Raw genomic sequence first — 17,776 nt, forward strand, 5'->3', positions numbered from 1 at the left:
TCCCACACACCTAGCCTAGCTTCGCTAGGTGTGTGGCAATCTTCTTCATGTTTTGACAGGCAGCTGTGAGAAGCACTTGCTCACTCACATTTTGTTTTCCCCTCAACCGGCAGTAGCGAAGCCCATGCAGTTGTTTTGAATCTGCAAAGCTTCGCTCTATTTTTTCTTTTCTTTTTTTATATAGCTCTTTTCCAGAAGCAGACAGACGATTTTGTCTGATCTTTTCTTTATGTTCTTCCCATACATGTCTTGAGATCACTTTTTGATGATTTTTCGATCTTGTACAGCTCTCGAGGAAAGGACACGAGATGCATTTTTTAGGGTCTGATTTGTAGTACCTATAACCTTTTCGATCAGTTGTCGTATATAACAGCTTCTCACCATTTGGACATATGTAATGATCTTGTTCAGAATCATACTGGAATTTCCACTTCTCAAATAATCCTCTTGTTGGATGAAAGCGTCTATGTGCGATGACACCAAAAATACGGCGATCGGATAAACCTTTACAGATTGGCGTTGTCAAATAACCAGAATCAAGGGCAACCGCTTCTACTTGAAAACCAAATCGGGCGATTTGGTGATCCAATCGATCAAGATACGGAACAGAGTCATGGATATTGCCGGGCGTGACATGGGCATCCGTGATGATATTGTACTTCATATCCGTTGTACGGTGGTCTAGGTAGAAAAAGCCTTCTGGCTTGTTTTCACGATAAAGATAGCCACTTTCAGGATCAGTCGTACTTTGGCGAATATCTTTTTTCGTTTGCACCTCCTCTTTTACCTTTAAGGGCTTTTTTCCGTGTGCCATCCGATCTTCTTGGACCGCTTCTTCTAATTCATTGATATAGTTCTGGGTATCTTGTTCAATCGTTTTTCTCGTATATTTATGTTTATTGGCATTGGCTTTAAGATGAGTCGAATCAGTAAAAAGAACGCGGCCTCCTACCATATCATGATTGATGGCTTGAAGCACAATTTCATCAAAAATGTCTTGAAAAATCGTTGTATCTTTGAATCGAGTACGACGATTCCAGCTAATGGTCGAGTGGTGGGGAACGGGGTCATTGATGTTCAAACCTAAAAACCATCTATACGCCATGTTATAGTAAATTTCTTTTTCAAGTTGTCTTTCAGAACGGATACCGTACAGGTAACCGATAAACATCATTTTGAACAAAATAAGTGGATCAAGAGAAGGGCGACCTTTATTCTCGCTATAATACGGTTTTACTTTATCTACGATAAATGAAAAATCAATGTACTGATCAATTTTACGAAGCAGGTGATCCTCTTCGACCAGTTGATCTAGCAATACAAATTCGGCTTCGTGCTGAGAAGAATTTCTAGTGTGAAACATCAGAAAAAACACCTTCCTTTGGTAGTCTTTTCTCTATTATAAAACGGGGGAATGGAAACTTTAAGGAAAAAAATAAAGCTGTCGAGATTTTCTCGACAGCCTGAAGCCCTTTAAGGGCTTTTTACTATAAAACGGAATATACGCTATGTATAAAGAATATTTTTCCCATAGAAAACATACTGAGGAGGAAGTAAAATGACAATGTTAAAATCAACAGTATTTCGAAAGATTTTCATTATATTTTTTGCTTTAACCTTTATGATTAGTCTGTTCAATATGGCGGTGTTTCCAGGGACGCCAGTGTCTTATTATGTTGTCCTGGTTTGTAAAATATTGTTTATCAGCTTGTTAAATGGTCTATTTTTCGGCACAATTATCTATTTGATTGTCACCCTTCTCTTTGCTAAATCTTCAAAGGAAAATCAATAAACAAGTGAGCGGCTAAAGACCGTTCTTTTTTATTTTTAAAAATTGGACATGCTATTTTAAGAGAAAATGAGATGACTTAATTATCTAAATCGCAATTCCTGTGAATGTTTTTTCAACATAATTCAATTATTTTTAATATCCTGCCGTATTATATTTTAAAGGATGTTACCGTTGGATGTAAGGAATGATTGGCCAATCTTCCAATAAAAGTTGGAGGGAAATCATGAATTGCAAAATTGAAATGTTAACGAATATGAAAATGGTGTATATGAGGAATATAGGACCATATGGTAGCAAAGAAAATGTAGAGATGATGAAGAGATTTAAACAATGGATCAATCAACATCAATTAAATGATGAATTAAAGGAATATGGTATATATGGTGTTCCTCAAGATGATCCTGGAAAAACCCCACCAGAAAAATGCAGATACGACCTCATGTTGATGACAAATAGAGATTTCTCAAAAGATCAAATGGTTCAGACTGGACATTTTGAAGGGGGAAAGTATGCTGTGTTTACAGTGACACATACAACCGAAAAAGTGAATTTGTTTTGGAGCCAATTGCCTCAAATGATCCAAAACAATCAATTGAACATGCGTCAGGCATCTATTATGGAGAGATATAGAGAAGAAGAAGGCGTGTGTGAGTTCTTACTACCTATCTTTTAAACACTTGAACGAAATTAGCAGACCTTTATGGTCTGTCAGATTGTTGACAAAGGGCTAAAATGATCTTGATTTTAGCCCTTTGTCTTCTTTTCAGCTTGATAGAAAACCTTTGAAGTCTAGGAAGGACGAGTACTGGCGCGGAGCGAATTTGACATTCGTGAGCACCAGCACGCAGGACTGACAACGAATGCGAGGGTTTGTCTACATGCTGGCAGACCTTTATGGTCTGTTTTTCTTCCTATCAGATTCATATTCTTAAATCATCTTGCTTCAAATGCTATACTATGGCTAAACCATTCATGAAGGGTCATGATAGGAGGAGCATTGTGTGATATTCATCATAGGCATTGTCATTGCTTTTATGATTGCTATTTTAGGTTTTACTGTTTTCGTAGATGTAGGGAATGGATTGGGGACGGTTCTCAGCATCATCGGAGGACTGGTCATTTTATTCATAGCCGGTAGATGTCAAAGGCGAAAAGAACAGAATGATCCCAACATATTATTGGACAAAATGATGATGTTTTTTCACGAAGATGGGTTTCAAGCATCTACCTATATATTTTCAGAGCAAGTTGATAAGGGCTTCGCGATTGATGATGAGTTAAAGAAAATGCGCTTTATTGAACATCAGCCTGGCGGGTCAACTAGAAAAAAAAGATTTGCAGTCACAGATATTTCCTTGAAAGATTTGAAACAAGTTGAGATGTTAGAAGATGGTGTGCCGATTGATGATGTAGCGGAGAGTGATGATAAAGAAGAGGTCTCGACGCTTGAATTAAGGTTCACAATGAATGACCAAGAATTACACGCGATGACAATCAACTTCCTGCAATTTGATGTGCCTGTTCCTAAGAGCAATGCTCAATACTTAACTGAACGGGAAAATTTGCAGGAGATTTATCATGAAATTGATGAAATGATGAAATCTGCGGATGAAATTGAATATCATCGCTCATAGAGAAGAAATCACAGTTGATGTGGTTTCTTTTTTTATGTGAAACAAGACAAAGCAGGTCCAGTCATTGTAGTTGAATGTTTTTCTCAAAAATGAATAAAGATAGACTAGACGCAAAAGCGAGCATGGAGATAGAAAGAACGCTCATGTGATGAGGAGGAAAAATAAATGAAAAAGCTATGCAGGGAAGTCTGGATCGAAGTCAATCTCGATGCGATTAAAAGAAATATCGAAGCCATTCAAGCGCATATTCCGAGAAAAAGTAAGATCATGGCTGTCGTGAAGGCGAATGCTTATGGTCACGGTTCAGTGGAGGTAGCCCGGCAGGCACTGGAAAGCGGTGCGACGGAGCTCGCAGTTGCTAGCTTGGAGGAAGGCATTGTGCTGCGAAGAGCAAAAATTGAAGCACCGATTTTGGTTCTTGGATTTACCCCGCTCGACTGTGTGAAAAGGGCTGCGGCCTGGAGAATTGATCTATCTGGCCTTCGTGAAGACTGGATTGTTGAAGCAAATGAGATCTTAGCGGAAGAAGAAAGTCAGCGCCGGCTTGGGATACATGTCAATGTCGACACAGGGATGGGGCGATTAGGTGTACGGACGAAGGAAGAGCTTTTAGGAGTGGTGGATTCACTTGAAAAGAGTGAAAACCTTAGATGGGACGGGATTTTTACGCATTTCTCTACTGCGGATGAGCCTGACCCTGATTTCACGCTGCTGCAGCACAGTATTTTTATTGATTTTCTCCGCTTTTTGAAAAAACAAGGAATTAAGCTACCGACCGTACATATGAACAATACAGCGGCTGCTATCGCATTTCCTGAATTTAGCGCCGATATGATTCGGCTGGGCATCGGACTTTATGGACTGTATCCCTCGCAATACATTGAAAGCTTAGACGCTGTTCAGCTAGAGCCGGCTCTCAGTTTAAAAGCGAGAATTGCTTTCGTGAAGGAAATGGTAACAAAGCCAAGGACTGTCAGCTATGGGGCAACGTATGTAGCAAAACCGGATGAAGTCATTGCCACCATACCAATCGGTTACGCAGATGGGTACTCACGTGCTTTATCAAATCGGGGATTTATGCTTTTCCGCGGAGAACGAATGCCGATTGCTGGCCGAGTCACAATGGATATGACGATGATCAGTTTAGGAGAAATGAAAGCAAAGCAAGGCGAGGAAGTCGTCATATACGGTCGTCAAAAAGGCGGAGAAATTTCTGTCGATGAAATCGCTGAAATGCTCAATACAATCAACTACGAAGTCATCGCCACCTTAAGCCGCCGCGTTCCAAGGTTTTATCGTCGAGGGCGGGAAGATTATTAAAATATCAACGCCGGTGATGTATGTGTGAGGATTTTATTATAAAAAGTTTATTTAAAAAACCATTAAATTGTAAACTTTACAAATATTAGATCGATAAAAGGAGGGAATATAATGATGTGGAGGAATAAAAATGAAAAAGAAATTTTTACTATTTATCATGGTACTTCTTTTAACAAGTACTCTTAGTCCATTTAAAGCTGATGCAGAAACAAAATCAACTGGATGGACAAAACGAGCTGATTTACCAGAAGAACGTATTAATGCTGGTGTAGGAGTGGTAGATGGAAAGATTTATTTATTTGGTGGCGCAAGTGAAAAAATAAGTTAAATAATCAAACATTTATGTATGACCCTAAGAAAGATGTTTGGGAAGAAAAAACGAGCATGCCGACAAATAGAACAGGCGGTACATATGCTACAGTAGGTAAGAAAATATATCTAATAGGTGGAATAAACGAAGAAACAAAAACAGCTTATAACACGATTGATATATATGATACAGAACTTGATCAGTGGGCTGAAGAACCGATTCAAATTCCAAGAGACCCTGTATTTTCAACTTATGACAAAGGAACTTTGTACGCAGTTGCAGTGAAAGAGAATATATATATTGTATCTTCAAAAAACTCTTATAAGAATAATGTCTATCGGTATAATACAGCTTCTGGTGAATGGAAGAGCTTGAACTCATCGGCTTTACCATCTCGAAATGGGAGAGCCATTTCTGCAATTGACGGCAAAATATATGTTGCAGGCGGCGAAAATTTGATTGGACATAGTAGAGAAAGATCTTTGTTCCAGTATGATATTTCAACAGATAAATGGAGTAAATTAAAAGATAGTGACTTAACTTCAACTGTATTTGAACCGGCCTACGAAGCAAATAATGGGGAAGAAAGAAGCTTTGGAGTTGGTATGAACTTCTATGAAATCAATGAAGAACACAATAAAGGTCCTTTCACAAGTAAGAAAGAGTACGTTGTGTACCAAAATATTTTAATGTTTGATATCAAACAATACTGATATGATATTCATATAATGGAAAAACTGCTGATGATAGCTCAGCAGTTTTTGTCTTTATAAAATTGTTAAAATTAGGATCATCGTCATGATAAAAATGTGATATCTTTTAAAGAATCTTCTAAACATCCTATAACCACGACCGATAATAAAATTGTTAGGGTTGATAAGCCCTAGAACGAAGGACTTTTTTCAGACAAGGACGTCTGTCAGGTCCCAATTACACGGAGGTAATAGGAAATGAGAATTAACCACAATATCGCAGCACTTAACACATTGAACCGTTTGTCTGCAAACAACGGTGCGAGCCAAAAGAACATGGAGAAACTTTCTTCTGGTCTTAAAATCAACCGTGCAGGAGATGACGCAGCAGGTCTTGCAATCTCTGAAAAAATGCGTGGGCAAATCCGCGGATTAGAAATGGCTTCTAAAAACGCACAAGACGGTATCTCACTTATCCAAACAGCTGAAGGTGCATTGACTGAAACTCACTCGATCCTTCAACGTGTACGTGAGCTCGTTGTTCAAGCTGGAAACACTGGGACACAGCAAGGTGAAGACTTAACTGCAATTAAAGATGAGATCACAGCGCTTGTTGAAGAAGTAGATGGTATATCTAATCGTACTGAGTTTAACGGAAAAAAATTATTAAATGGTACGTTTAATGGAACAGGCACACCAGCAGTTCCGCCGACAGATCCAGCTGATCCAAGTACAGGTACACCTGCAATTCCTGGTGATGCTTTAGTATTCCAAATTGGTGCAAATGCTACACAACAAATTAAGGTAAACATTCAAGATATGAGCGCTGCTGCTTTAGGCGTTGATGACGGCAATGGTGCAATTGAGACAGGTAAATCTGTTAAAGATATCGATGTATCTAAATTTGAAACAATTGCAGCTAATGAAGATGGTGGATTCGATGATCAGTTAGCAATCGTTGATGGAGCTATCAAACAAGTTTCTGCTCAACGTGGTAAACTTGGTGCAGTTCAAAACCGTCTAGAGCACACAATCAACAACCTTGGTGCTTCTTCTGAAAACTTAACAGCTGCTGAGTCTCGTATCCGTGACGTTGACATGGCGAAAGAAATGAGTGAGTTCACAAAGAACAACATTCTTTCTCAAGCGTCTCAAGCAATGCTTGCACAAGCGAACCAACAGCCACAAAACGTACTTCAATTACTACGTTAATGACAGGCCCCTTTATGGGGCTTTTTTTGTTCACTGGTTTATTGCTTGTAGGCGATCTCATTTTGGAATCATTTTATGTGCTGTCGTACTTTAAGTTAAAAGTGCGTTAAGAAACAATAAAATTTTCAAACGGAGCTCACAACATAGCTTTTTCATAGAATTAAATCATGAATTAAGGCTGATAAATTAATTAATAAATCTTTAAAGTACTAAACTTCCTATAAAATAATCCGATAAAAGAATTGTCGGGGCATAAAACCCCTAGAATAAAGGACTTTTTTCAGACAAGGACGTCTGTCAGGTCCCAATTACATGGAGGTAATAGGAAATGAGAATTAACCACAATATCGCAGCACTTAACACATTGAACCGTTTATCTGCAAACAACGGTGCGAGCCAAAAGAACATGGAGAAACTTTCTTCTGGTCTTAAAATCAACCGTGCAGGAGACGATGCAGCAGGTCTTGCAATCTCTGAAAAAATGCGTGGGCAAATCCGCGGACTAGAAATGGCTTCTAAAAACGCACAAGACGGTATCTCTCTTATCCAAACAGCTGAAGGTGCATTGACTGAAACTCACTCAATCCTTCAACGTGTTCGTGAACTAGTTGTACAAGCTGGAAACACTGGGACACAGGATAAAGATACAGATCTACAATCTATCCAAGATGAAATTACAGCTTTACAAGAAGAAGTAGATGGTATCTCAAATCGTACAGAGTTTAACGGTAAAAAATTATTAGATGGTTCGTTTGAAGGAACCCCAGGAACACCAGCAATTCCGCCGACAGATCCAGCTGATCCAAGTACAGGAACACCAGCAGTCCCAGCATCTGGTGATGCTTTAGTGTTCCAAATCGGAGCTAACGGAACTCAACAAATTTCAGTTCATATTGATAAAATGAGTACTGATGCATTAGGAGTTAAAAATGCTGGGAATATTGTAGCAAATCAAGCCGTTAAAGACATCGATGTAAGAAAATTTGCTGATAATGCAGCAGATGCTACTGATGTTGGTTTTGATACTCAACTAAAGATTGTTGATGCAGCTATTAACCAAGTATCTGCTCAACGTGGAAAACTTGGTGCAGTCCAAAACCGTCTAGAGCACACAATCAACAACCTTGGTGCATCTGCTGAAAACTTAACGGCTGCTGAGTCTCGTATCCGCGACGTTGACATGGCGAAAGAAATGAGTGAGTTCACAAAGAACAACATTCTTTCTCAAGCGTCTCAAGCAATGCTTGCACAAGCAAACCAACAGCCACAAAACGTACTTCAATTACTACGTTAATGACAGGCCCCTTTATGGGGCTTCTTTATATTTATTAATTAAAGAATATGGAAAAACTTGAATTTTTAATAAGGGTTGAGAAAAAAGTACCGATAGAAATTATGAATTTAGACAGATAATTTAATAAATTAATCTTAAATCATGCTAAACATCCTTTAAAACAAACCGATATTTTAATTGTCAGGGTAGATAAACCCTAGAACAAAGGGCTTTTTTCAGACAAGGACGTCTGTCAGGTCCCACATACATGGAGGTAATAGGAAATGAGAATTAACCACAATATCGCAGCACTTAACACATTAAACCGTTTATCTGCAAACAACGGTGCGAGCCAAAAGAACATGGAGAAACTTTCTTCTGGTCTTCGTATCAACCGTGCAGGAGATGACGCTGCAGGTCTAGCGATCTCTGAAAAAATGCGTGGACAAATCCGCGGATTAGAAATGGCATCTAAAAACGCACAGGACGGTATCTCTCTTATCCAAACAGCTGAGGGTGCATTGACTGAAACTCACTCAATCCTTCAACGTATGCGTGAACTAACAGTTCAAGCTGGTAACACGGGTACACAACAAGGTGAAGATTTAACTGCTATTAAAGATGAAATGGATGCATTAATCGAAGAGATTGACGGTATTTCTAACCGTACAGAATTTAACGGTAAAAAATTACTAACTGGAGAATACAAAGTTAATACAGATACTCCTGCAGATCAAAAGGATTTGGTTTTCCAAATTGGTGCAAATGCTACGCAACAAATTAAAGTTAACATTGATGCAATGTCTGCTGATGCACTTGGAACAAGCGATACTTTAAATGTCTCTTCTTTAGATGTAACTAAATTTGCTGATAATGCACCTGCGACAGCAGCTGTTGGTTACGATGCACAGTTAAAAATTGTTGACGATGCAATTAACCAAGTATCATCTCAACGTGCTAAACTAGGTGCGGTCCAAAACCGTCTAGAGCATACAATTAACAACCTTGGTGCTTCTGGTGAAAACTTAACAGCGGCAGAGTCTCGTATCCGTGACGTTGATATGGCGAAAGAAATGAGTGAGTTCACAAAGAACAACATTCTTTCTCAAGCGTCTCAAGCAATGCTTGCACAAGCAAACCAACAACCGCAAAACGTACTTCAATTATTACGTTAATGACAGGCCCCTTTATGGGGCTTTTTTACATTTATTAATTAAAGAATATGGATAACCTTGAATATTTTAATAAGAATTGAGGAATAAAGTATTAAGTGAAATTATGAATTTAGATATATAAATTATTAAATTAATCTTAAATCATGCTAAACATCCTTTAAAATAAACCGATATTTTAATTGTCAGGGTTGTTAAGCCCTAGAATAAAGGACTTTTTTCAGACAAGGACGTCTGTCAGGTCCCACATACATGGAGGTAATAGGAAATGAGAATTAACCACAATATCGCAGCACTTAACACATTAAACCGTTTGTCTGCAAACAATGGTGCGAGCCAAAAGAACATGGAGAAACTTTCTTCTGGTCTTAAAATCAACCGTGCAGGAGATGACGCAGCAGGTCTAGCAATCTCTGAAAAAATGCGTGGACAAATCCGCGGATTAGAAATGGCTTCTAAAAACGCACAAGACGGTATCTCTCTTATCCAAACAGCTGAAGGTGCATTGACTGAAACTCACTCAATCCTTCAACGTGTTCGTGAACTGGTCGTTCAAGCTGGAAATACTGGTACACAGGATAAAACTACTGATCTTCAATCTATTCAAGATGAGATTAAAGCTCTACAAGAAGAAGTAGACGGTATCTCAAATCGTACAGAGTTTAACGGTAAGAAATTATTAGATGGTACATTTAAAGCTCCTGCTGATCCTGCAGCACCAACTGCTACTGAGAAATCTTTAGTCTTCCAAATCGGTGCTAACGCAACTCAACAAATTTCAGTCAACATTGAAAAGATGAGCACTGATGGACTTGGAGCTAAAGATCCAGCTGATACAACTGGAAGAGCAATCTTAGCTAACCAATCTGTTAAAGATATTGATGTAACTAAATTTGCAGATGTAGCTGCTGATGACACTGGTGGTTTTGATGAGCAATTAAACATTGTTGATTCAGCTATCAACCAAGTATCTGCTCAACGTGGTAAACTTGGTGCAGTTCAAAACCGTCTAGAGCACACAATCAACAACCTTGGTGCTTCTTCTGAAAACTTAACAGCTGCTGAGTCTCGTATCCGTGACGTTGACATGGCGAAAGAAATGAGTGAGTTCACAAAGAACAACATTCTTTCTCAAGCGTCTCAAGCAATGCTTGCACAAGCGAACCAACAGCCACAAAACGTACTTCAATTACTACGTTAATGACAGGCCCCTTAATGGGGCTTTTTTTTATGGTGTTTTTTTCTTCGATTTTCCCCCAGTCTTATGATTCTTAAATCCCTCTGGTAAATCATGAAAAATGACCTTTAAATTTGGTATACACTAGCGAAATGATCATAATGAGTGAGACTTTTCCCTTATTTAATCCTTTTTTGTTAAACAAATTCCATTAAAGTTCGATAAATGGATTGTAAGGCTTACAAAAAAATTCTAATTTAGAACTTTTGGACAAGGATGTCTAATTGGTTCAAACACATGGAGGTCATTTAACATGAGAATTAACCACAATATCGCAGCACTTAACACATTGAATCGTCTTTCTGCTAACAACGGTTCAAGCCAAAAGAACATGGAGAAACTTTCTTCTGGTCTTCGCATCAATCGTGCAGGGGATGACGCAGCAGGACTTGCGATCTCTGAAAAAATGAGAAGTCAAATCCGTGGTTTAGAAATGGCTACTAAAAACTCTCAAGATGGTATTTCTCTTATTCAAACGGCTGAAGGTGCATTGACTGAATCTCATGCGATACTTCAACGTATTCGTGAGCTTGTTGTTCAAGCAGGGAACACAGGTACACAACAGGAAGAGGATTTAGCATCAATTCAAGATGAAATCTCAAACTTGCAAGATGAGATTACAAGCATTTCTACTCGTACAGAGTTTAACGGGAAAAAATTATTAGACGGGACTTATTCGTCTAAGGGTACTGAAGGAGAAGGTGAGGCACAAAGCCTTGTATTCCAAATCGGTGCAAACGCAACACAACAAATTACACTTAACATTGAAAACATGGGTGCTTCAGTTTTAGGTACAGATGGGACTGCTGAAGGTGAAGATGGATCTGGTTCTGTTGCTGGAATCGATGTGACAAAATTTATTAGTGCAAGTGGTGAAGATGGCGAGGAAGCTGCTGGATTTGATGCACAACTTGGTATTATTGAAACAGCCATTAAGCAAGTGTCTGATCAGCGATCTAAGCTTGGTGCGGTCCAAAACCGTCTAGAGCACACAATTAACAACCTTAGCGCTTCTGCTGAAAACTTAACAGCTGCTGAGTCTCGTATTCGTGACGTTGACATGGCAAAAGAAATGAGTGAGTTCACAAAGAACAACATTCTTTCTCAAGCTTCTCAAGCAATGTTAGCTCAAGCAAATCAACAGCCACAAAACGTGCTTCAATTATTACGTTAATGAAAAAGCCCCAATGAGGGGCTTTTTTTCTGTCAATTTGTATGAAGCAGGTTGTGTAAATGAAATTCAGGAACAGCCTCATGGAAAAAAGCTCGATTTAATTCATTGTTCTTTTGATCCCATTGACTCCACCATTCAGCGATTTCTCCAGAGGTGTCGACTTGAATCATGTCATGTAGCTGTTCTAAGTTAATGATGTCTCTAGGTTCTGTTAAGAAAGAATGCATTTGGTGATACGCCTCAAGACGTTCAGGCTGTTTTGTTAAAATGGCGTATTGTACGTAGCGATTTAAAAATCCTTGTACGAACGTCAAATGGGGAATGGTTGTTTCTCCTTTTAATTTGACGCCTTCCCACGCCATATCAGCAATCGCACAAAGCCACCAGCCAAGTTCATTGACATGCTGCATTTGTTGTAATGTGTCCTTTTCAAAAGATAGCTGCTCCTTTTTTTGTGCTTGTTTGAGCATACGCTCAAGAGTTTGTGCTTCGAGTGCGGCCTTTGTCATTCCTTGCCCATGAATGGGATCTAATGTACACAAGGCATCGCCCATCACCAATAATCCACTCGGCCAATCGTGCATTTGTTCATAGTGATATCTCACGCAAGAAGGTACTCTAAATCCTTTTGGTTTAGTATAGGGCGTTAAATGGGTGATGGCATCTGCTATTGCGGGATGGGTCAGTGCAGCCGTTTCTGAATCAAATTGATCAGCGTCTGTTGTTGGATAATGTGATCCGCCAGCTGCTGAGAGAAGAACAGCTACTAAATCATGATCTACCCGTTCAAACAGTCCTGTCGGGATTTGTTTATTTGGTTGTCCAACTACGACCATTGCTTGCAGGTTTGGCGCCTCAGGTGGTATCTGGTAGTATCTTGTGCTGTAGCCAAGAGAGACGCTTAGCTCATCTGTCTGTGGCAAGGACAGTCCTTCGTCTTTCAGCCATTTTGGTAATTTAGACATTCTTCCAGACGTATCAATCACTAAGTCTGCTTTCATTTGATGAATATTTCCCGGCTTTACATGCCGATCTTTCACAATGAGTCCTATGACTCGATTTGTTCCTTCCTCAAACTGAAGCGAGATCGCTTCATGTTTTTCTAGATAATGAACACGTTCCTCACTTAACATTCTTTGCATCAGCACCCACTCTAGCATGGCACGTCTTGTGACAGCTGTTTCTTCTGTATCGGTGAGCGCTAATTCACCATCTTTTGTGATAAATCGAGATGTTTGATGCAATGTATTAAACCCGCCAATTGCCAGTAACTCTTTTGTATAACCAGGAAATAGACGTTCCACTATTTGCTTGCCTAGTGGCAGCATTCTATGTGGATGATAAGCTTGAGGAGTGCCGAGACGATTCTTAGGAGAGTCTGGCATTTCGTCCTTTTCAATCATGAAAACTTGATGATAAAACGTTGATAAAACTTTTGCAGCGAGTATTCCCGTCATACCACCGCCAATGACGATCGCCCGCTCATATGTCATAGGTTGTCTCACAACATGCGCCTCCAATGAATATATATAAAATGATTACATGACCATTTCATCATATGTTGATACTTAAATTATAGCAAATTTACGTTTTGTTGAATATCAATAGGGAATCCCCTTCTTTTTACTCGTACATATGAGAAATAACTTTCATCATCATCATTATTTTTAAAAAATAACTATTATTTTAAGAAGAACAACCGATAAATAATACAAGGGTGTAGGTAAAATGGCTATACTACAGAGTATAGTGACAGCAGCACCTTATATGATGCAGATTTTAAAAAATGAAGTGACGATGGGTGTCATTGACCGAGAGAAATTTTTGCTGTATTTGCCATCGAAAGATGTTGATTTTCAAATTCGAGCTGGTGAACGTATTAAACCAGATGATCTGAATATGAAAAAAGCGCTGAGAGGTGAGACATCGAGTATGTTTGTGCCTGAATCAGTATATGGAGTACCTTTAAATGCAATGGGATTGCCCATTTTTGATGGAAATGGGCAAGTCATTGGTGCACTCGCTTTAGGTTTTCCGCTCAAAAATCAATTAGAGCTTGAAGCGTATATGGAATCATTGAATGACATTATTCAAAGTATTCAAGAAAAAGTACACGTGGTGGCGGCACATTCAGAGGAGCTTTCTGCTACAAGTGAGGAGATGACCTTACAAACGCAGCAAACTCTTGAAAGCTCGAAACAAACAGCCGATATTACAAAAATGATTAAAGGCATCTCGAAACAAACGAGTTTGCTAGGATTGAATGCGTCAATTGAAGCGGCCAGGGCAGGAAAAGAGGGAGCAGGTTTTAGTGTTGTAGCAAGTGAGGTTCAAAAGCTTTCAAGTGAAACTTCACGTGCAACAGAAAACATCGAAAGCTCACTGCAAGGAATTTCCTCCAACATACATACATTACTTGAAAGTATGGACCATATGAAAGGTTCTTCATCAGAACAGGCTTCACTTGTGACAGAGTTTAGTGAAATTGTCGATCGATTGACGACGGTTAGTAAGGATATGAAGAAATTCATGCAAACCGTCATGTCAACGTAAAAAACGAATCCAAGAGGATTCGTTTCAGCGTGTAGACAAACCCTCGCATTCGTTGTCAGGTCTGCGCGCTGGTGCTCACGAATGTTCAATTCGCTCCGCAAAAGTAGCCGCCCTTCCTAGACTTCAAAGATTTTCTATCACGCTGAAAAGAAGACAAAGTGCTAAAATAAACATCATTTTAGCACTTTGTCAACAATCTAAAACGAATCCAAGAGGATTCGTTTTTTGTATGTCGTTATTTTCTCTTGTTCTGATCAAAGCGATAATCATACGTGTCGCCTTTCACCACATTTAAAAATTCATGTCCAATTTGAACAAGCTGTCCGTTTTTCCATTGGATGAGAGGGTCTTTATCAGGGTATTTCCAGTAAATCGTTTTCTTGCGGTGGGTCAGTTTGTTTTCAATTTCTGCTCTGACTGCGTTTTCCTTTAGCTTTCCTCCGCTATGCTGATAGGTGTTGATGATGTACATTCCGTCAGGTGATGACATCGAGCGGATGAATGTTCCGTGAGACACGCCTTGAAGAGAGAAGCATTTCCAATAAATAATGCCAGCGAAGCTAAGGAGTAAGATGATCAGAGTGAGGGTCGTTTTCTTTTTTAACATGATTTCCTCCAGATGTAGATCACAATATTTCTAATTTATGAGAGAGAATACAAAAAGATTCATATAGTCCAAAAGTTCTATTCAATTATCGGTCATTTTTTCTCAAGATTCAACAGAATGGCGTAAATGTAAGGAAAATTTAAGGAAGAATTCAAGTGGTATATTTGATTCGAAACCTCTTTACAAAAGAATGAGGGATCAGTAGACTTATGCTCATATAAAGAAATGGAGCAGATGACATGAGGCAAATTATCGATACGTATCAAAGTTATGAAGAGCTTTCCGCTCATGAAAGAAAAGGGATTGATTATCAAATTCTTCATGAGCGGAAAGGTGACCAGCTACTAGTTTTGTCGCCTCATGCCGGAGGAATTGAATCAGGCGTGAGTGAGCTCGTTCATGAAATATCTTGTGATTATTCTATGTATTTATTTGAAGGCCTTAAAGTAAAAGGCAATCATGTTCTTCATATTACAAGCACACGCTTTGATGAGCCGCTTTGCCTTTCAGAGGTGCATACCCATCATTATACGTTTGCACTTCATGGTTACGGAGAAACAGAGGTGCTTCAAACGTTAGTGGGAGGTACGGACAGAGAAAGAGCGGCAGAAACTGTGAAGCGTTTAACGCTAAATGGCTTTCACGCATTGCTGCTAGCCGAATCTGATCGTTTTTCTGGAACACATCCTGATAATATCAATAACAAATGTTTGACAGGAAAAAGTGTTCAACTTGAAATTAGTCAGGCGCAAAGAAGAGCATTCTTTCAAGACTTTAGGCGTCGATACCGGCGAGATACACAAACTGAACAATTTTATCGGTACACAAATGTACTCAAACAAGTATTAGCCCTTTATGAATAAACTTCTATCGTTTTATGTCCGATTATTTACGTTTGATAAACGGCTTCTTTTTCTGCGACTCTTTCTGCTTTCATTAAATAAGACGTAAACTCCTGTTGAAAGCGAATACCTGCTTTTCGCTGTTCGAATAAGGCAACCCGTTTTTCAGCAAAAGCCCAAGTGACGTGAAACGTTTGAGCAATATGCAAAATGGCTTGTTGCCGAAGGGTTGGAAGCTTCATTTTCAGCAGCATAAAGGTTGGCACACAAAAGTGGTACATGAATTGTTTTGCCTGAAACTCCTGTAGTTCTCGAAAGAGTTTGTTCATTTTGAAATGATTGCCTGTATGCTTTAGCACATGACAAAGCTCGTGGGCAAAATCCTGCCACTGTTCTTCAGGTGATAGGGATCTGTTTAAGATAATACTGTAAAGACCTTGATGCTGGATCATCATGCTGCCAGTCTCTTCGTAATGGACCCATACACGAAATTCAGAAGCGATCCTTTGCATCTCTCTATAAGCAGGACCGCTTATTTGCAATTGATCATATAAACGCTTAATATCTTCTTCTAAATGGGTTAAAAAACCAGTCATTTGAAAACCTCCATACAAACGTGTGTTCTATTTTTAGCGTAAAAGAAAAGTCCATATAGGACTAAATAGCTAAATGAGCTATTACTTACTTTTTATATCGGCGTATTTTTAACAATTTTAACATAAAATCAAGGAAAAATGGAATTAATTCCTGTTTTTTTCTGTATTTTTGCACTTCTCACTAATAAAAAGAGTGAATTGAATTCAAATTTTACCATAGTCTTCTCATGAAAACAAACAAGTATTGTCTTACGAACGCCACCGATTGATGAGAAAGATCAATTCAATCTAGCAAAAGGGAGTGCAGTAGATGGTACAAATTTATCAAGATTTTATTCCAGTTGGAAACGGGAACCGCCCAGGATATGCGATGACACCGGAGTATGTAACAGTGCATAACACAGCAAACACGTCAAAGGGAGCGGATGCGAAAAGTCATGCGGCCTATGTAAAAAGCCCAACGACTGAGGTGAGCTGGCACTTTACAGTGGATGATCATGAAATCTTTCAGCATCTGCCATTAAATGAAAATGGCTGGCATGCAGGGGATGGTCATGGGAAGGGTAACCGGAAGTCGATCGGTATTGAAATTTGTGAGAATGAAGATGGAAATTTTCGGAAAGCGGTCAAACATGCACAATGGCTCATTCAAAAGCTGTTAAAAGAACATCACATTCCGCTAGCAAACGTGGTCACACATCAGTACTGGTCTGGAAAAGCATGTCCACGCCAGCTTCTATCTACTTGGGATGAATTTAAAAAAGGGATTGAAACGGCAGAAGATCCGGAGACGGTCATCACGTATGTCGTGAAAAGCGGGGATACGTTAACGAGTATTGCGAAAGCTCATGGGGTCACAGTTCAGGATTTACAGAAGTGGAATGACATTAGCGATCCGAATAAGATTCAAATTGGACAGGTTCTCAAAATTTATCGTAATGATGCAAAGAGCTTGTATGAGCTGCCAGGTGGGGTTTTAAAGGTGACTTCTCCATTGACAAAGGGAGAGCACGTACGCCTCGTCCAACAGGCGCTTGCTGCTGTTTATTTTTATCCTGATAAAGCAGCTGCAAATAAAGGAATAGACGGAGTTTACGGAGAAAAAACGGCGAACGCCGTAGCGCGTTTTCAACTGGTAAATGGTCTGCCAAGTGATGGGATATACGGACCTAAAACGAAGGAAAAACTTCTGAAGCTGTTAAGTAAGTGAGTGTTTCTGTTTGTATGATTGGATGACTGCTTCACTTTGCTCATTTAATCGACGCATATAAGGCGACGACTTATATTCAGCAAACTGAACATATCTCAATTGTTTGATTTTCTTTTTCATTTATTGGCACCTCAATCGTTGCAGCGTATAGA

At 39.2% G+C, this 17,776-nt stretch carries 15 protein-coding genes and 2 pseudogenes; 13 read left to right on the plus strand and 4 right to left on the minus strand.

Annotation, left to right across the window (positions count from 1 at the left end; translation table 11 throughout):
* Positions 1-10: 10 nt before the first annotated feature.
* Positions 11-1,363: an IS1182 family transposase gene (locus NST39_RS06455; RefSeq protein ID WP_341027547.1), complete on the minus strand. Its 1,353-nt coding sequence runs from the start codon at positions 1,361-1,363 to the stop codon at positions 11-13.
* 195 nt (positions 1,364-1,558) lie between these two features.
* Here NST39_RS06455 and NST39_RS06460 point away from each other — a divergent pair, with 195 nt between their 5' ends.
* The 10 genes and pseudogenes from NST39_RS06460 to hag (NST39_RS06510) all read left to right on the plus strand — a co-directional run bounded on the left by NST39_RS06460 (position 1,559) and on the right by hag (NST39_RS06510) (position 11,816).
* Positions 1,559-1,792: a hypothetical protein gene (locus NST39_RS06460; RefSeq protein ID WP_341027549.1), complete on the plus strand. Its 234-nt coding sequence runs from the start codon at positions 1,559-1,561 to the stop codon at positions 1,790-1,792.
* 223 nt (positions 1,793-2,015) lie between these two features.
* Positions 2,016-2,465 (plus strand): GyrI-like domain-containing protein, encoded by a 450-nt coding sequence (locus tag NST39_RS06465; RefSeq protein ID WP_341027551.1) that lies wholly within the window; start codon positions 2,016-2,018, stop codon positions 2,463-2,465.
* 328 nt (positions 2,466-2,793) lie between these two features.
* Positions 2,794-3,426 (plus strand): hypothetical protein, encoded by a 633-nt coding sequence (locus NST39_RS06470; RefSeq protein WP_341027553.1) that lies wholly within the window; start codon positions 2,794-2,796, stop codon positions 3,424-3,426.
* Positions 3,427-3,591: 165 nt separating this feature from the next.
* A pseudogene (gene alr, locus NST39_RS06475) lies at positions 3,592-4,774 on the plus strand (alanine racemase).
* 102 nt (positions 4,775-4,876) lie between these two features.
* A pseudogene (locus NST39_RS19980) lies at positions 4,877-5,640 on the plus strand (Kelch repeat-containing protein); the annotation flags it as partial.
* 366 nt (positions 5,641-6,006) lie between these two features.
* The gene (gene hag / locus NST39_RS06490) at positions 6,007-6,960 is read left to right on the plus strand and encodes a flagellin Hag (protein WP_341027555.1); all 954 of its coding nucleotides are present in this window, start codon (positions 6,007-6,009) and stop codon (positions 6,958-6,960) included.
* A gap of 328 nt (positions 6,961-7,288) precedes the next feature.
* Positions 7,289-8,254: a flagellin Hag gene (gene hag / locus NST39_RS06495; protein WP_326287253.1), complete on the plus strand. Its 966-nt coding sequence runs from the start codon at positions 7,289-7,291 to the stop codon at positions 8,252-8,254.
* 263 nt (positions 8,255-8,517) lie between these two features.
* Positions 8,518-9,408, plus strand: coding sequence for a flagellin Hag (hag, locus tag NST39_RS06500; protein WP_341027556.1), 891 nt, complete (start codon positions 8,518-8,520; stop codon positions 9,406-9,408).
* Between the two features lie 265 nt (positions 9,409-9,673).
* A complete protein-coding gene (gene hag, locus NST39_RS06505; RefSeq protein WP_319610466.1) occupies positions 9,674-10,606 on the plus strand; it encodes a flagellin Hag in 933 nt (310 codons plus the stop codon).
* A gap of 289 nt (positions 10,607-10,895) precedes the next feature.
* The gene (hag, locus tag NST39_RS06510) at positions 10,896-11,816 is read left to right on the plus strand and encodes a flagellin Hag (RefSeq protein ID WP_319610467.1); all 921 of its coding nucleotides are present in this window, start codon (positions 10,896-10,898) and stop codon (positions 11,814-11,816) included.
* Between the two features lie 32 nt (positions 11,817-11,848).
* Here hag (NST39_RS06510) and NST39_RS06515 read toward each other — a convergent pair whose 3' ends face one another.
* Positions 11,849-13,321, minus strand: coding sequence for an NAD(P)/FAD-dependent oxidoreductase (locus NST39_RS06515; protein ID WP_341027557.1), 1,473 nt, complete (start codon positions 13,319-13,321; stop codon positions 11,849-11,851).
* 223 nt (positions 13,322-13,544) lie between these two features.
* On the opposite strand from NST39_RS06515, the gene NST39_RS06520 reads away from it, so the two are divergent.
* Complete coding sequence (locus NST39_RS06520; RefSeq protein WP_341027558.1) at positions 13,545-14,369, plus strand: methyl-accepting chemotaxis protein; 825 nt, start codon at positions 13,545-13,547, stop codon at positions 14,367-14,369.
* 235 nt (positions 14,370-14,604) lie between these two features.
* Here NST39_RS06520 and NST39_RS06525 read toward each other — a convergent pair whose 3' ends face one another.
* Entirely contained in the window at positions 14,605-14,976 is a 372-nt protein-coding gene (locus NST39_RS06525; RefSeq protein ID WP_044138938.1) for a DUF5412 domain-containing protein, read from the minus strand.
* 239 nt (positions 14,977-15,215) lie between these two features.
* Here NST39_RS06525 and NST39_RS06530 point away from each other — a divergent pair, with 239 nt between their 5' ends.
* Positions 15,216-15,839 carry a poly-gamma-glutamate hydrolase family protein gene (locus NST39_RS06530; protein ID WP_065097686.1) on the plus strand — a complete coding sequence of 208 codons (624 nt, stop codon included), beginning with the start codon at positions 15,216-15,218 and terminating at the stop codon, positions 15,837-15,839.
* A 26-nt stretch (positions 15,840-15,865) separates the two neighbouring features.
* Here NST39_RS06530 and NST39_RS06535 read toward each other — a convergent pair whose 3' ends face one another.
* On the minus strand, positions 15,866-16,414 hold the full coding sequence (locus NST39_RS06535) for an ImmA/IrrE family metallo-endopeptidase (RefSeq protein WP_065097685.1): 549 nt from the start codon (positions 16,412-16,414) through the stop codon (positions 15,866-15,868).
* Between the two features lie 310 nt (positions 16,415-16,724).
* Here NST39_RS06535 and NST39_RS06540 point away from each other — a divergent pair, with 310 nt between their 5' ends.
* Positions 16,725-17,624 (plus strand): N-acetylmuramoyl-L-alanine amidase, encoded by a 900-nt coding sequence (locus NST39_RS06540; RefSeq protein ID WP_341027559.1) that lies wholly within the window; start codon positions 16,725-16,727, stop codon positions 17,622-17,624.
* Positions 17,625-17,776 lie beyond the last annotated feature (152 nt).

The sequence above is a fragment of the Bacillus sp. FSL W8-0645 genome (genome assembly GCF_038007905.1).
Taxonomy (GTDB): Bacteria; Bacillota; Bacilli; order Bacillales; family Bacillaceae; genus Bacillus; species Bacillus pumilus.

Coding starts and splice junctions, on each gene's coding strand:
- hag (WP_326287253.1), top strand. CDS start 7,289: ATGAGAATTAACCACAATATCGCAGCACTTAACACATTGAACCGTTTA.
- NST39_RS06535 (WP_065097685.1), bottom strand. CDS start 16,414: ATGACTGGTTTTTTAACCCATTTAGAAGAAGATATTAAGCGTTTATAT.
- NST39_RS06530 (WP_065097686.1), top strand. CDS start 15,216: ATGAGGCAAATTATCGATACGTATCAAAGTTATGAAGAGCTTTCCGCT.
- NST39_RS06460 (WP_341027549.1), top strand. CDS start 1,559: ATGACAATGTTAAAATCAACAGTATTTCGAAAGATTTTCATTATATTT.
- NST39_RS06540 (WP_341027559.1), top strand. CDS start 16,725: ATGGTACAAATTTATCAAGATTTTATTCCAGTTGGAAACGGGAACCGC.
- NST39_RS06465 (WP_341027551.1), top strand. CDS start 2,016: ATGAATTGCAAAATTGAAATGTTAACGAATATGAAAATGGTGTATATG.
- NST39_RS06520 (WP_341027558.1), top strand. CDS start 13,545: ATGGCTATACTACAGAGTATAGTGACAGCAGCACCTTATATGATGCAG.
- hag (WP_319610466.1), top strand. CDS start 9,674: ATGAGAATTAACCACAATATCGCAGCACTTAACACATTAAACCGTTTG.
- hag (WP_319610467.1), top strand. CDS start 10,896: ATGAGAATTAACCACAATATCGCAGCACTTAACACATTGAATCGTCTT.
- NST39_RS06455 (WP_341027547.1), bottom strand. CDS start 1,363: ATGTTTCACACTAGAAATTCTTCTCAGCACGAAGCCGAATTTGTATTG.
- hag (WP_341027556.1), top strand. CDS start 8,518: ATGAGAATTAACCACAATATCGCAGCACTTAACACATTAAACCGTTTA.
- NST39_RS06525 (WP_044138938.1), bottom strand. CDS start 14,976: ATGTTAAAAAAGAAAACGACCCTCACTCTGATCATCTTACTCCTTAGC.
- hag (WP_341027555.1), top strand. CDS start 6,007: ATGAGAATTAACCACAATATCGCAGCACTTAACACATTGAACCGTTTG.